This window comes from Pantoea hericii, assembly GCF_014155795.1.
In the GTDB taxonomy this organism is placed as follows: domain Bacteria; phylum Pseudomonadota; class Gammaproteobacteria; order Enterobacterales; family Enterobacteriaceae; genus Pantoea; species Pantoea eucalypti.
Genome location: NZ_SCKV01000003.1, coordinates 42,942 through 57,309 on the forward strand (window position 1 = coordinate 42,942; position 14,368 = coordinate 57,309).

Annotated in this window: 13 protein-coding genes; 9 read left to right on the top strand and 4 right to left on the bottom strand. The window is 53.5% G+C overall.

Features of this window, described 5'->3' with window-relative positions:
* Positions 1-11 precede the first annotated feature (11 nt).
* From H7K52_RS07280 to H7K52_RS07295, 4 genes are all read left to right on the top strand, one after another.
* Positions 12-626: a YitT family protein gene (locus H7K52_RS07280; RefSeq protein ID WP_003855751.1), complete on the top strand. Its 615-nt coding sequence runs from the start codon at positions 12-14 to the stop codon at positions 624-626.
* Positions 627-666: 40 nt separating this feature from the next.
* Entirely contained in the window at positions 667-1,860 is a 1,194-nt protein-coding gene (locus tag H7K52_RS07285; RefSeq protein WP_182629976.1) for an amino acid aminotransferase, read from the top strand.
* 121 nt (positions 1,861-1,981) lie between these two features.
* Complete coding sequence (locus tag H7K52_RS07290) at positions 1,982-2,401, top strand: secondary thiamine-phosphate synthase enzyme YjbQ (RefSeq protein ID WP_003855749.1); 420 nt, start codon at positions 1,982-1,984, stop codon at positions 2,399-2,401.
* Entirely contained in the window at positions 2,401-2,724 is a 324-nt protein-coding gene (locus H7K52_RS07295) for an MmcQ/YjbR family DNA-binding protein (RefSeq protein ID WP_003855748.1), read from the top strand. The genes H7K52_RS07290 and H7K52_RS07295 overlap by 1 nt, the downstream gene beginning before the upstream one ends.
* A 53-nt stretch (positions 2,725-2,777) precedes the next feature.
* Here the strand turns inward: H7K52_RS07295 and H7K52_RS07300 are convergent, their stop codons facing one another.
* On the bottom strand, positions 2,778-3,842 hold the full coding sequence (locus H7K52_RS07300; protein ID WP_003855747.1) for an NAD(P)-dependent alcohol dehydrogenase: 1,065 nt from the start codon (positions 3,840-3,842) through the stop codon (positions 2,778-2,780).
* 221 nt (positions 3,843-4,063) lie between these two features.
* A complete protein-coding gene (uvrA, locus tag H7K52_RS07305) occupies positions 4,064-6,892 on the bottom strand; it encodes an excinuclease ABC subunit UvrA (RefSeq protein ID WP_003855745.1) in 2,829 nt (942 codons plus the stop codon).
* Positions 6,893-7,116: 224 nt separating this feature from the next.
* Here uvrA and ssb1 point away from each other — a divergent pair, with 224 nt between their 5' ends.
* Positions 7,117-7,668, top strand: coding sequence for a single-stranded DNA-binding protein SSB1 (ssb1, locus tag H7K52_RS07310; protein ID WP_003855743.1), 552 nt, complete (start codon positions 7,117-7,119; stop codon positions 7,666-7,668).
* 83 nt (positions 7,669-7,751) lie between these two features.
* On the opposite strand, the gene H7K52_RS07315 is transcribed toward ssb1, so the two are convergent.
* Positions 7,752-8,273 carry an isochorismatase family protein gene (locus tag H7K52_RS07315; RefSeq protein ID WP_182629882.1) on the bottom strand — a complete coding sequence of 174 codons (522 nt, stop codon included), beginning with the start codon at positions 8,271-8,273 and terminating at the stop codon, positions 7,752-7,754.
* 119 nt (positions 8,274-8,392) lie between these two features.
* On the opposite strand from H7K52_RS07315, the gene H7K52_RS07320 reads away from it, so the two are divergent.
* The gene (locus H7K52_RS07320; protein WP_182629883.1) at positions 8,393-9,220 is read left to right on the top strand and encodes an AraC family transcriptional regulator; all 828 of its coding nucleotides are present in this window, start codon (positions 8,393-8,395) and stop codon (positions 9,218-9,220) included.
* Positions 9,221-9,297: 77 nt separating this feature from the next.
* Positions 9,298-10,257, top strand: a complete 960-nt coding sequence (locus H7K52_RS07325) for a DMT family transporter (RefSeq protein WP_003855735.1) — start codon at positions 9,298-9,300, stop codon at positions 10,255-10,257.
* 923 nt (positions 10,258-11,180) lie between these two features.
* Here the strand turns inward: H7K52_RS07325 and H7K52_RS07330 are convergent.
* Positions 11,181-11,576 (bottom strand): transposase, encoded by a 396-nt coding sequence (locus H7K52_RS07330; RefSeq protein WP_003855733.1) that lies wholly within the window; start codon positions 11,574-11,576, stop codon positions 11,181-11,183.
* 525 nt (positions 11,577-12,101) lie between these two features.
* Between H7K52_RS07330 and H7K52_RS07335 the strand changes: the two genes are divergently transcribed.
* Both H7K52_RS07335 and H7K52_RS07340 read left to right on the top strand, forming a co-directional pair.
* The gene (locus H7K52_RS07335; RefSeq protein ID WP_003855732.1) at positions 12,102-13,358 is read left to right on the top strand and encodes an oligosaccharide flippase family protein; all 1,257 of its coding nucleotides are present in this window, start codon (positions 12,102-12,104) and stop codon (positions 13,356-13,358) included.
* Between the two features lie 8 nt (positions 13,359-13,366).
* Positions 13,367-14,317, top strand: coding sequence for an ATP-grasp fold amidoligase family protein (locus tag H7K52_RS07340; RefSeq protein WP_008926611.1), 951 nt, complete (start codon positions 13,367-13,369; stop codon positions 14,315-14,317).
* Positions 14,318-14,368 lie beyond the last annotated feature (51 nt).

Consider the following 14,368-nt stretch of genomic DNA (forward strand, 5'->3'; position numbering starts at 1 on the left):
AGAAAACCTCCATGGATAACATCGCAGAACCCTCCCGCGTCCCACATTCGCGCATTGAAGATGCGCTGGCGATGGTGCTCGGCACCCTGATGGTCTCGTTCGGCGTCATTATGCTGAAACAGGCGGGCGCGCTGACCGGCAGCACCGCAGGCATCGCCTTTCTGATCAGTTATCTCTCGCCGCTTTCGTTTGGCAGCGCGTTCTTCCTGATCAACATCCCTTTTTACTGGCTGGCGGTAAAACGCATGGGCTGGGAATTTACCCTTAAAACGTTCTGTGCCGTCGGACTGGTATCGCTGTTTACCCAGCTGCACCCGCTGTTCGTCCACTTTTCTGACCTTAACCCCTTCTATGCGACACTGTTCGGTAACGTCATCATGGGAATCGGGTTTATAGTGTTATTTCGTCATAAGGCGAGCCTGGGCGGCATCAATATTCTGGCCCTGTGGCTACAGGATCGCTTTGGGATCCGCGCGGGTAAACTGCAAATGGCGGTTGATACCTGCGTCGTGCTGGCCTCACTGTTTGTGGTGAGCGGCCCCATCCTGCTTGCGTCTATTGCGGGCGCGGTGATCCTGAATCTGATAATTGCAATGAACCATCGTCCGGGACGCTATCGGGTTTAATCCGCCTCTGACTTCTGGACCAATCATGGAGACCTACACCGTGTTTCAAAACGTTGATGCCTATGCTGGCGATCCGATTCTGTCGTTGATGGAAGCGTTCAAACAAGATCCACGCGAACACAAAGTTAACCTGAGTATCGGGCTCTATTACGACGAACAGAATATCATCCCGCAGCTGAAGGCCGTCGCCGCTGCCGAAGAGCAGATCTATGCTGAGCCGCATCAGGCTTCCCTCTATCTGCCGATGGAAGGGCTGAACAGTTACCGCAGTGCGATTGCACCACTGCTGTTTGGTGCCGATCATCCGCTGTTAAACGCGGGCCGGATTGCATCGATTCAGACGCTAGGTGGTTCTGGCGCGCTGAAAGTGGGTGCGGATTTCCTGAGGCGCTACTTCCCGCAATCTGCAGTCTGGGTCAGCGATCCGACCTGGGAAAACCACATCGCGATCTTTAATGGCGCAGGTTTTGAGGTCAATACCTATCCCTGGTATGACGCAGAGACCCACGGTGTGCGATTTGATGCCTTCATCAGCACGCTGAAAACCTTGCCTGCGCAGAGCATCGTGCTGCTGCATCCCTGCTGCCATAACCCGACCGGCGCTGACCTGACTGATGCGCAGTGGGATCAGACCGTTGAGGTGCTGAAAGCACAGCAGCTGATTCCTTTCCTTGATATCGCCTATCAGGGCTTTGGTGCCGGTATGCAGCAGGACGCTTATGCACTGCGTGCGGTCGCGGCGGCGGGTCTGCCTGCGCTGGTAAGTAACTCCTTCTCCAAAATCTTTTCGCTCTATGGCGAGCGCGTAGGCGGTCTCTCCATCGTCTGTGACAGCGCCGAAGAGTCAGCGCGCGTACTGGGCCAGTTGAAAGCCACCGTTCGCCGCAACTACTCCAGCCCGCCTAACTTTGGTGCGCAGGTGGTTGCGCGCGTTCTCAATGATGAGGCACTGAAAGCCAGCTGGCTGGCTGAAGTGGAAGCGATGCGTCTGCGTATTCTCGCGATGCGTCAGTCGCTGGTGGATGTGCTGAGTACCGCGCTGCCAGGTAAAAACTTTGACTACCTGCTGAAACAGCGTGGCATGTTCAGCTATACCGGCCTGAGTGCGCAACAGGTCGATCGTCTGCGTAACGAGTTTGGCATCTATCTGGTGGGCAGCGGCCGCATGTGTGTGGCCGGTCTGAACAGCAAAAACGTGCATCAGGTCGCTGAAGCCTTTGCCGCCGTGATGTAATGGCTGTCTGGCTGTAAATAAAACCGTCAGGGTTCGCTCTGGCGGTTTTTTTATGGGTCAGGGTTTACCTTTCGGCGTCATGCTGCACACTTAAACGGGATAACCGTTTCAGGAATACGCTATGTGGCATCAACAAACTATTACGCTGAGCGCGAAGCCGCGTGGATTTCATCTGGTCACCGATGAGATCGTCAACTCGCTCTCCGGACTGCGTGATATCAAAACCGGTCTGCTGCATCTGCTGTTACAGCACACCTCGGCGTCGTTAACCTTAAATGAGAATTGTGATCCGACGGTGCGCAGCGACATGGAGCAGCATTTCATGCGGCATGTGCCGGAGAACGCACCTTATCAGCATGACTACGAAGGGCGTGACGATATGCCGGCGCATATCAAATCATCGATTGTAGGCGTTTCGCTGTTATTGCCGGTTCAGCGGGGGCGTCTGGTGCTGGGCACCTGGCAGGGTATCTGGCTGGGCGAGCATCGCATTGAGGGCGGTGCCAGGCGGATTGTCGCTACGTTACAAGGGGAGTCGTAATGAATAACTCAGATTTATTGACCTACTGCATGAGCAAGCCGGGCGCGGAGCAGAGCGTCCACAGTGACTGGAAGGCAACGCAGATTAAAAGCAACGGTGTGCTGTTTGCAATGGTGCATGAGGCAAAAGGGCGGCCAGCCGTTTCGCTGAAATCGACGCCTGCGCTGGCCGAATTACTGCGCGAAGAGCATAGCGACATCATTCCCAGTGAGCATCTGAACAAGTCACACTGGAGCACGCTGTTTCTGGACGGCTCGCTGAAAGATTCGCAGATTTACTATCTGGTCGATGCTTCATTCCAGCAGGTTGCGGCTGCCCGATAAACGGCAATAAAAAAACCCTCTTACCCGAGCAAGAGGGTGTCAGATCTGACGGGTTACGCGGCAGGCTGCTCGCGCAGGGTATTGATGTCGATAACAAAGCGGTATTTCACATCGCTTTTCAGCATGCGCTCATAGGCTTCGTTAATCTGATCCATCGCGATCAGTTCAATGTCTGACGTAATGCCATGCTCACCACAGAAATCGAGCATCTCCTGGGTTTCTGCGATGCCGCCAATCAGTGAACCGGCGATGCTGCGACGCTTGAAGATCAGGTTAAACACCTGTGGTGCCGGGTGATCGTGCTCCGGTGCACCGACCAGCGTCATGTTGCCGTCCAGTTTCAGCAGGGTGATGAACGGGTTGAGATCGTGCTGAGCAGCCACGGTGTTCAGAATGAAGTCAAAGCTGTTCGCGTGCTGCGCCATCTGCTCTGGATCTTTAGAAATCACCACTTCATCGGCACCCAGACGTTTGCCATCTTCAATTTTGGACGGCGAGGTGGTGAACAGCACCACATGTGCGCCCATTGCATGGGCAATTTTCACGCCCATATGACCCAGGCCGCCTAAACCGACGATACCCACTTTCTTGCCAGGACCGACATTCCAGTGACGCAGCGGTGAGTAGGTGGTGATACCGGCACACAGCAGCGGTGCAACGCCCGCCAGCTCCAGGTTCTCCGGAATGCGCAGCACAAAGCTCTCATCAACCACCATCGACGTTGAGTAACCGCCGTAGGTAATGGCGCCGGTTTCACGATCTTCGCCGTTATAGGTGCCGACAAAGCCGTTTTCACAATACTGCTCCAGACCCTGCTGACAGCTCGGACAGCTGCGGCATGAATCGACCATACAGCCGACGCCGACCAGATCGCCGACTTTATATTTCTGCGTCTGCGGGCCAACAGCGGTCACGCGACCGACAATTTCATGACCCGGAACCACAGGGAAAATGGTGTTTTTCCACTCATTACGGGCCTGGTGCAGGTCTGAGTGGCAAACGCCACAGAACAGCACTTCAAGCTGAACGTCATGGGCGCGCAGCTCACGCGGCTTAAAATCGAACGGTGCCAGTTTGGATTTTGCATCCTGAGCAGCATACGCATGCGTAATATTCATGGTGTCTCCAGTTTCGATGTGTCGTGAGTGTTATTCGATGAAGTGCAGCAGCGTTAATGTGCTGCGAAAACAGGGCGACGCCAGGGACGTGCCAAAGAGGAACTGCTTAAGGATAGTCAGCCTGGGGAAAAGCGTATATGCCTATACATGTCTGAATCTTGCCTGATTCTGCATTTTAGCAGATGACATGAAAAGGCCCGCACGCGGCGGGCCTGCAGGAATTACTTCTGTAACAGAGGCTTCAGGAAGCGTGCAGTATGGGATTTCTCACACTCCGCCACGGTTTCTGGCGTGCCGGCAACCAGGATTTCACCGCCGCCGCTGCCGCCTTCCGGACCGAGATCCACAATCCAGTCTGCGGTTTTGACCACGTCAAGATTGTGCTCAATGACCACGATGGTGTTGCCCTGATTGCGCAGCTGATGCAGCACTTCCAGCAGCTGCTGGATATCGGCAAAGTGCAGACCGGTGGTCGGCTCATCAAGAATATAGAGTGTCTGACCGGTGCCGCGCTTCGACAGTTCACGCGCCAGCTTCACACGCTGGGCTTCACCGCCGGACAGGGTCGTGGCGGACTGACCGAGGCGGATATAGGTAAGACCCACATCGATCAGCGTCTGCAACTTACGCGCCAGCGCCGGCACGGCATCGAAGAACTCACGTGCTTCTTCGATAGTCATCTCCAGCACTTCGTGAATGCTCTTGCCTTTGTACTTCACTTCCAGCGTTTCACGGTTATAGCGTTTGCCTTTGCACTGGTCGCACGGCACATAAATGTCCGGCAGGAAGTGCATTTCGACTTTCAGCACACCATCACCCTGACAGGCTTCACAACGTCCGCCTCGAACGTTAAAGCTGAAGCGACCCGGATTGTAGCCACGCGAACGCGCTTCCGGCACGCCCGCAAACAGTTCACGCACCGGCGTGAAGATGCCGGTGTAGGTGGCTGGGTTAGAGCGCGGTGTACGACCAATCGGACTCTGATCGATGTCGATCACTTTGTCGAAGTGCTCCAGCCCCGCCACTTCGCGGTAAGGTGCCGGTTCGGCGATAGTCGCGCCATTCAGCGCTCGCTGGGCAATCGGGAACAGCGTATCGTTGATCAGGGTCGATTTACCCGAGCCGGACACACCGGTAATGCAGGTGAAAAGCCCGACCGGCAGCGTCAGCGTGACATCTTTGAGGTTGTTGCCGCGTGCGCCGGTAATCTTCAGCACTTTGGCCGGATCGCCTTTGACGCGTTCCTCTGGCACCGTAATACCCCGCTTGCCGCTCAGGAACTGGCCCGTCAGTGACGCGTCTTCCGCCATAATCTGATCGACGGTACCTTCAGCCACCACCTGTCCGCCATGGACGCCTGCACCCGGACCGATGTCGATGACATGATCAGCGGCACGAATCGCATCTTCATCATGCTCAACTACGATCACGGTGTTACCGAGGTCTCGCAGATGAATCAGGGTGCCAAGCAGACGTTCGTTGTCGCGCTGATGCAGGCCGATTGAAGGCTCATCCAGCACATACATGACACCGACCAGGCCGGCACCAATCTGGCTGGCCAGACGGATACGCTGCGCTTCTCCACCGGACAGGGTCTCGGCGGAACGGGACATCGAGAGATAGTTCAGGCCGACGTTGACCAGGAAGCTCAGGCGATCGCCAATCTCTTTCAGAATCTTCTCGGCGATCTGCGCGCGCTGGCCGCTGAGTTTCATGTTTTCAAAGAAGGACATCGCATGGCCGATGCTCATCTCAGAGATGGTCGGCAGCGTAGTGTTCTCGACGAAGACGTGGCGCGCTTCACGACGCAGACGGGTGCCTTCACAGCTGGCACAGGCGCGGTTGCTGATAAATTTCGCCAGCTCTTCGCGTACCGCTGAAGACTCGGTCTCTTTGTAGCGGCGCTCCATGTTATTGAGCACGCCTTCAAACGGATGACGGCGAACAGACGTATCGCCGCGATCGTTGATGTATTTAAATTCGATGCTCTCTTTGCCTGAACCGTAGAGAATCACTTTCTGCACGTTCTCGGGCAGGCTGCCGAACGACGCTTCGATATCAAAATCGAGGTGTTCCGCCAGCGAACGCAGCATCTGGAAGTAGTAGAAATTGCGGCGATCCCAGCCACGGATTGCGCCGCCTGCCAGAGAAAGTTCAGGATTCTGCACCACGCGGTCAGGATCGAAGTATTGCTGTACGCCCAGGCCGTCGCAGGTTGGACAGGCGCCTGCCGGGTTGTTAAACGAGAACAGGCGCGGCTCCAGCTCGCTCATGCTGTAACCACAGATGGGGCAGGCGAAGTTAGCCGAGAAGAGCAGCTCTTCTGCGGCGCTGTCATCCATGTCCGCCACGATAGCCGTGCCGCCGGAGAGCTCCAGCGTGGTTTCAAACGACTCCGCCAGACGGGTCGCCAGATCGTCACGCACTTTAAAGCGGTCAATCACCACTTCAATGGTGTGCTTCTTCTGCAGCTCAAGTTTCGGCGGATCGGAGAGGTCACACACTTCGCCATCGATACGTGCACGGATATAGCCCTGCGTCGCCAGATTTTCCAGCGTCTTGGTGTGCTCACCCTTGCGATCTTTCACCACCGGTGCCAGCAGCATCAGGCGACGGCCTTCGGGCTGGGAAAGCACCTGATCCACCATCTGGCTCACGGTCTGCGCCGCCAGCGGCACATCATGATCCGGGCAGCGCGGTTCGCCTACGCGGGCAAACAGCAGACGCAGATAATCGTGAATCTCAGTGATGGTTCCCACGGTTGAACGTGGGTTATGCGAGGTGGATTTCTGTTCGATGGAAATGGCGGGCGACAAACCTTCGATATGATCGACGTCCGGCTTCTCCATTAACGAAAGAAACTGGCGCGCATACGCAGAGAGCGACTCTACATAGCGGCGCTGACCTTCCGCATACAGCGTATCAAACGCCAGTGAGGATTTACCTGAACCTGACAGGCCGGTCACCACAATGAGTTTGTCGCGTGGGATGGTCAGGTTGATGTTTTTCAAATTATGGGTGCGGGCACCACGAACTTCGATCTTATCCATTCACCTTTCCCGGATTAGCAGCACTCACCGCGCCTTGCCGACACGGCCAGAATAAACGTGTCATTATGGCACAAAAAATAGACTGAATAAATATCCAGTACTCTTGCGCGCCAGAACAGAGAGCGTTAAAACTGGAACCTCGCTCGAAAGTGGGAAACAGTCCGCAGGACGTGTTAGAATTGATAGATTAGACTGTATGCATTAACTCATCGGGAGACAGCAACATGGCCAGTCGTGGCGTTAACAAAGTGATTCTTGTCGGGAATCTGGGTCAGGATCCGGAAGTACGTTACATGCCAAATGGTGGCGCTGTTGCCAACATTACGCTGGCTACATCAGAGAGCTGGCGCGACAAGCAGACCGGTGAAAACAAAGAGATCACTGAGTGGCACCGTGTGGTGCTGTTTGGCAAACTGGCTGAAGTCGCAGGCGAATACCTGAAAAAAGGTTCGCAGGTTTACATCGAAGGCCAGCTGCGTACCCGTAAATGGCAGGATCAGGGCGGCCAGGAACGTTACACCACCGAAGTCGTGGTTAACGTCGGCGGCACCATGCAGATGCTGGGTGGACGTCAGCAGGGTGGAAATGCGGGTGCACCAGCAGGTGGCGGCGCGCAGGGTGGCAACAACAATGGCTGGGGTCAGCCGCAGCAGCCGCAGGGCAACAACAACCAGTTCAGTGGCGGCGCGCAGTCTCGTCCGCAGCAGCCACAGAGCGCGCCGGCCAGCAACAACAACGAACCACCAATGGATTTCGACGACGATATTCCATTCTGATTTCGCTGGCTGGAATTTCTCTGGCAAAGAGTGCAAAAAGCCCGCTTATGCGGGCTTTTTTTATGCGCGGCTTTTGCGGCCTATTACGACCATTCTGCCAGAATGGCCTCCGTGCTCAGCACACGCGGCACGTTGCCGGGGATCAGCAGTGAAGCCCACACCTCATTGTGCTGGTTAATCAGCGCATCGGCGCTGACCCAGCGGCGATCTGCCGTGGTGTGTGCATCCGCAGCGACGGTGATGGCATAGCCCGCACTGGCTCCGATTTTTATTGTGGTATCCAGGCAGTAGTCTGTGGCACAGCCGCACACCACAAATTCCTTAATCGCCAGCCTTTCTAACAGCGCGCCCAGCTCGGTTTGCCAGAAGCTGTCGCAGGCGGTTTTGGTGATGTAGTGCGCGCCAGCAGGCTGAGCGATTTCCGGCAGCAGCTCAAACGCTTCATTCCCCTCACACATCGTGCCTTCACGATGTTGTATAAAGAGGGTGATGTCGGCGCGTGCGGTCAGCCGGTTAATCTGCGCCACTCGTCCCGCTTTATCGAAGCGTGGCGTGCTGAATACGCCATTCTGCATATCGACAACCAATACCACCCGCTGTGCCATGCTTAACTCCATCTGGTTTAAAAAAACAGTGTTACCTGCGGCGTGATGGATAGCAATCTTTTGCATTTCCACCCGGGTCACAGGCATGCTTAACCCACTGGTTAAATAAGGAGAGAGAAGTGGAAGGTGTTCCGGCGAGTTTCCCCTATGAGAAAGATCGCGCCCGCTTTCAGCAACTCGCAGAGCTGCCTGGTGTGGAGCTTTATCAGGCTCACATCTCCCGCTACGCCTTTGAACCGCATACCCATGAAGCTTTCGGAATTGGCACCATCGAAGCGGGTGCACAGCGCTTTCGCTATCGTGGCACTGAATATACGGCGCCGGAGAACTCGCTGGTCATGATGAATCCGGATGAGCTGCACACCGGTGAGTCCGCTTGCGAAGAGGGCTGGCGCTATCAGATGATCTACATTCAGCCGCAGCTGATGGACGAACTGACCGGCGATCGCGGCTGGTGGTTTAATGAGGCGCTGCTGACCGATTCACGTGTGGCGCAACCGCTCTCCCGAACACTTGCCGCACTCTGGCAGGCGGAGTCTGAACTGGCACGTCAGAGCCTGATCGCGGAACTGCTGCTGCAGATCCGTCCGCTGGCATGCATGTCTTCACAGGGCAGACCCGACACCCGGCATCGTTTTGATCAGGTAAAAGATTTCCTGCGCGCCAACCTTGCTGAACCCGTGCGGCTGGATGAGCTGGCAGCGCTGGCATCGTTATCGCCATGGCACTTTTTACGCGCTTTTCGCCAGCACTATCACGTGACGCCCCATCAGATGCTGATGGCTTTCCGGCTCTATGACGCCAAGCAAAGGCTGGCTCAGGGAGAAGCGGCCGCCAGCGTCGCGGCGGCGGTGGGATTAACCGATCAGGCTCATCTCACCCGCGCTTTTGCCAATCGGTACGGCATCACGCCGGGCCGCTATCAGAAGCAGGTGCGCCAATCCTGATATCACCGCAATCTGCTACAAGCATTCCTCGCCCGAACCCGCCACACTCTGTCAAAAAGCTATATAAGGAAGGAATCATGTTTGCTGGTGTCATGTTTGCCGTCACCGCCGGGCTGATGTGGGGGCTGATCTTTGTCGGGCCACTGCTGGTGCCTGACTACCCCGGCGCGCTGCAGTCGGCGGGACGCTATGTGGCGTTTGGATTGATTGCGCTGCCGCTGGCCTGGCATGGTCGTCATCGCCTGCGTCAGCTGGCTCGCGCCGACTGGCTTGAGGCCGTAAAACTCTCGCTGGTGGGAAACCTCTTCTACTATGCTTTTCTGGCGAACGCCATTCAGCGCACTGGCGGCCCGGTCTCGACCATGATTATTGGCACACTGCCGGTGGTGATCGCCGTGACGGCCAATCTCTGTTACGGCCATCTTGAAGGAAGATTGCCGTGGCGGCGGCTGTTTCCGGCGCTTGTCATGATGGCGGCCGGCTTACTCTGCGTAAACGCGGCGGAGCTAAAAAGTCAGGGCCAGTTGCTTGATCTGAGCCGTTATCTCACAGGTATCGTGCTGGCGCTACTGGCCGTAGTCTGCTGGACCTGGTATCCGCTGCGTAATGCCCGCTGGCTGCGCACACATCCCGAGCTGCGGCCGTCGACCTGGGCCACCGCGCAGGGTCTGGTCACATTGCCCATGGCGTTGATCATGTATGCGCTGGTCAGTGTGCAGCTCACCTGGCTACAGCCCGACTTTTCGTTGCCATTTGGGCCGCGTCCCGGCGTGTTTATCTCTCTGATGCTGACCATTGGCCTGCTCTGCTCCTGGCTCGGCACCTTATGCTGGAACGCTGCCAGCCAGCGTCTGCCGACCGTATTGATGGGGCCACTGATCGTTTTCGAGATTCTTTTTGGCCTGTTGTGGACTTTTCTCTGGTATCAAAGCTGGCCACCGCAGCTCACTGTGACCGGCATTGTTTGTCTGCTGGCTGGGGTGCTGTGGGCAATGCGTATTAAACCTCAACCTCTTGTGGTCTCATTGAACGAGTAAACCGCAACGTCCATCCAAATCGCTCTGCCGCGCGAACAGCATGTCGCGCGGCTTTTTAAGATTAAACCCTATGCCGATTTGCACGCTCTCCGACAGATTTATGCCGCGAAATCGATTTCATTCCACCAGGTGATAGTACCGTCTCCCGCAATTGTCTCTCTCATCCCCCATTTTTAAGTGAAAAAACGGTACTTACGGTCTGCGGAGAACACGCCTTTTCGGGTCTGACCGTGTTTTATTGCTCAGATATCGGTCATTAATCAGGAAAAATAGCGCAGCATTATGGACGTTATGCTTTCTCTCACGGCTTTTTATTGCATGATGGCACTGAGAACGAGAGGCGAAAAACCACCATTAACTTCACTCAGTGATAAATGAGTAAGAGAATTCCGCCTTTGCGTTATTAATTAAAGATTAATCTCTGGCATCAATGATGCGCAATGATGAGAGTGAAAAGAGAAGCGCGTAACGTTAGTGATAAGGAGCAATAAACTATTTATCCCGGATTAATCCTGGAGAAAGTTTATGCAATAAACCCATCATCGGAAATTAAAGCGCAGCCGCAGAATTTGAGTCAGGGCCACCGTTAACTTAAAACGGCGACGGCTGTTTTTCGCACGATGTTTAAAGCAGCTTAATAGTATTAAGCAGAATTAGTTCCGACGATTAGCTGGGCTTACGTAAGAAATAGAGGGCCCAATCCCGTGTCAACGAGATTGGGAAGGGAAGAATAGGCGTAGAATGCGAGACTTTTGCTGTTGTGAATCAATTTTACCGCAAAAAAAGAAGCTTAGCCGTGAAGCCATTCATTAGTTATAAATGGAGCGGAAAAGGGTGCCGCAATTGTCCTGTTAAATGATCTTCATCTCTTCTGGTAAGAACAAATCTCAGCGTTAAGTCTAAAAAGCGCGGTAGCATTGGGTTTAGCGGTTCTCCGTGCCTGACGGATAATGGTACACACTGCGACTGATATCTAATAGTCTGCAGCTACGGCGTGTACCGATGTCGAAGGTGGCCTGCAGGAAATCCACAGCCTGACGTTTTTCATTTGTCGTAAAGAAGTGCTTCAGAACGCTCTGCAGCATCTCTTTATCGGAGTTGAGCGTCTGCAACTCACGCGTGATGTTTTGCAGTTTTTCTTCCAGCTCCTTGATTTTTCTGCCTTCTTCCGAAGACAACCCAGAAAACTTCTTTTTCCAGCTATAGAACGTGGCTTCAGAGATACCTAACTCTTCACAGATCTCTCTGACTTTCACGCCCGATTCAGAAGCTTTAATGGCATTTGTGATTTGATCTTCGCTGTATCGTGACTTTCTCATAAATGCTCTTACCTTTCTTATCGATTAATGGATGAGAATGACTTTAATAATTTCTGGCACTGTAAGGTTTTATTAAGGCAGTATTAAAGTGCGCGAATTGAATTGCGAAGCCTAAATTAAGATATTTAGAAGAAATATCATCATGGGATAAATCTTATTTTATTCTTATCGGGGGGGCGTACCTTCCTGGAGGGGCATTTTTGTTATAAATTCATCGCATCCAAAATACGAAATAAATACAACGTATGCGGGATATTTAGCCTGAGCGATGTGATTAATATGGCGGTCAGGCGCTTTAGGGTTGTTTTATTTTCAGCCTGAAATCGTTTCCATTTGAAGTGATTCGCACCATTTATAATAAGAATTATCCTGAATTCACTCTCCGGATTATGACTTGCATCTCAATTTTCGGACCAGTTTGGTCTGAAGTCTTACATTTTCGCCAGGCCCACTGAGCGCTTATTAATTCGTTACAGGGATGTTGTACCGAAGCGGTTGTAGTTGAGTAATACTAAGGAAGAGTCGATGAAATTGAGCGTAATGTCTAATGCCGCCTGGATGATGTCTGAGAAGATCATCTCCGTTTTTGGCGTCATTTTTGTGACGTCTTACGTGGCGAAGTCTTTTGGCCCAACGGTGTTTGGTCAGATGGCGTTTTCAACCTCACTATTTGCGATGGTGCAAACCGTTGCGATTTTTGGCACCGAAACCATTCTGTTTAAGCGCGTCAGCAAAAATGCGTCAAAAGGCCTGCGCCTGATGACCATTGCCCGTACGCTGCGAATGGTGTTATTGCTGGTCACTTCGGTGCCAGTCTTAATCTGGGTCTGGTACAACATGCAGGAAAATTTCCTGGCGTTTGCACTGGCCTCATTTGTTGCCTCCGTTTTTGTCACCCAGGACACCTTCAGCGTTTATAACAACGCGCGTCTTGCTTCGCGTCTTAACACCATTGCTAACGCCGTGGGCATGCTGCTGAGTTTCAGCATCAGCTTTATCGTCGCCTGGCTGCGTCTCAATCCACTCTGGCTGACGCTGTCGATTGTCGCCGTCACGCTGGTGCCTTACCTGATCAAGCGTCGCAACTTTTATCAGGACCATCAGGATCAGATGCCGCCCCGCGAGAAGCGTACCGCTTATCTGCGCTATCTGATGTATGCCGGACTGCCGCTGGCCATCTCCAGCATCTTTATTTCGGTGCAGGTCAAAGCCGCACAGATGTTTCTGGCAGGCACGGCTCCCGCCCGCGATCTGGGTCTGTTTGCGGCGGCGAATACCATTTCCGCTTCCTGGATTTTTATCCCGGTAGCGCTCATCACCTCCTGCTTCACTGAGATCTTCAGGGAGCGCGGTGAGGTCGCCATTAAGCTGGCTGCGCGGCTCAATGGTTACGTTATGGGTGTTTCATTGTTGATGCTGCTTGTTATTTCGCTGTACGGCGAGCGGATCATCATTGCGTTGTACGGACCGGCATACACACAGTCAGGAAGTCTCATTACGTTGCTGTCGATAGCGACCAGCTTTTCGGCAATGGGGACCGTAGCGTATCGCTACATGGTCAAAGAGGGAGGATTTAACTACTTACTGAGGAAAATCATCTGCCTGATGGTCATCAGTCTGCCGCTCTCCTGGTGGTTGATCCAGGGTCACGGCATCATGGGGGCCGCGTGGAGCGTTTTCCTTTCAGAACTTTTGTCCCTGACCGTAATGAATTACTTCTTTAAAAACGGCGTCATTCAAAAGATTCAGGTTTCCTCACTCAACTACAAAACATACAAATGAGGTCAGATATGCTCAAGTTGAAAGAAGAACTCAGAAGAAGTGTGCAGTACTTTATTAAGAAGATGCCCTGGGCTTATCAGGACCGCATTTACTACTTCCACAAGTTCAGAAAGCTGCCCAATCTGCGTCAGCCAAAAGTGTTCAATGAGAAGGTGCTGTACCGTAAGTTTATCTTCGGCGATTACCAGAATTACGGTCGTCTGTCAGATAAGTACTCGGTGCGCGAATTCATTGCTGAAAAAATCGGTAATGAATACCTGATTCCGTTGGTACACGAAACCACTGACCCGACAACGCTGAACAGCTTACCCTGCTGGAAGGGGACGGTGATCAAGCCGAACCACGCCTCCAACATGGTTGAGATTTTGCTGGAAGAGCCGGATGCCCTGCGCAAGCAGCAGATCATTCATGACTGCTATCGCTGGCTGAAGACTGACTTTGCCAACGAAGCGCGTGAGATTCACTATCGCTACATCAAGCCACGTATCCTGGTTGAGAAGTACATTGGTGATGGCAAGAGCGCGCCGATTGATTACAAGTTCCATATGTTCAACAAGCGGGATGGCAAGTTCGAATATGTGCTGCAGGTGATCTACAACCGCTGTCAGCCGCTGCTGTCGATGAATTTCTACGTGAACAACCTCAACGAGGCCTATCACAAAATTCGCGATACCGGTCTGGATGTGTCACCGATTATGCCGTCACTGGAACATGCGCTCGAACTGAGTAAAAAACTGGCCAGTGATTTCGACTACGTACGTGTGGACTGGTATATCCATGACGAACGGATCTACTTTGGCGAACTGACCTTCACCCCAGGTGCAGGACTGGTCACCGGCTTAGATCGTGGTTTAAATCAGATGATGGGAGATATGTGGATTCAGGACCGCCGCGGAACGCAGAGCCCGGGCGCTACCGTGCAGGATGTTAATATTCCTGCCATGTTGAAGAAAATTTAAGCACACACAGCAATATAAAAAACCCCGCTTAGCGGGGTTTTTTATGCGCAA

Excerpts from the sequence above, each read along its gene's own strand:
- H7K52_RS07280 (WP_003855751.1), top strand. The coding sequence starts at position 12 with ATGGATAACATCGCAGAACCCTCCCGCGTCCCACATTCGCGCATTGAA.
- H7K52_RS07325 (WP_003855735.1), top strand. The coding sequence starts at position 9,298 with ATGTTTGCTGGTGTCATGTTTGCCGTCACCGCCGGGCTGATGTGGGGG.
- H7K52_RS07340 (WP_008926611.1), top strand. The coding sequence starts at position 13,367 with ATGCTCAAGTTGAAAGAAGAACTCAGAAGAAGTGTGCAGTACTTTATT.
- H7K52_RS07315 (WP_182629882.1), bottom strand. The coding sequence starts at position 8,273 with ATGGCACAGCGGGTGGTATTGGTTGTCGATATGCAGAATGGCGTATTC.
- uvrA (WP_003855745.1), bottom strand. The coding sequence starts at position 6,892 with ATGGATAAGATCGAAGTTCGTGGTGCCCGCACCCATAATTTGAAAAAC.
- ssb1 (WP_003855743.1), top strand. The coding sequence starts at position 7,117 with ATGGCCAGTCGTGGCGTTAACAAAGTGATTCTTGTCGGGAATCTGGGT.
- H7K52_RS07300 (WP_003855747.1), bottom strand. The coding sequence starts at position 3,842 with ATGAATATTACGCATGCGTATGCTGCTCAGGATGCAAAATCCAAACTG.
- H7K52_RS07290 (WP_003855749.1), top strand. The coding sequence starts at position 1,982 with ATGTGGCATCAACAAACTATTACGCTGAGCGCGAAGCCGCGTGGATTT.
- H7K52_RS07330 (WP_003855733.1), bottom strand. The coding sequence starts at position 11,576 with ATGAGAAAGTCACGATACAGCGAAGATCAAATCACAAATGCCATTAAA.
- H7K52_RS07335 (WP_003855732.1), top strand. The coding sequence starts at position 12,102 with ATGAAATTGAGCGTAATGTCTAATGCCGCCTGGATGATGTCTGAGAAG.
- H7K52_RS07295 (WP_003855748.1), top strand. The coding sequence starts at position 2,401 with ATGAATAACTCAGATTTATTGACCTACTGCATGAGCAAGCCGGGCGCG.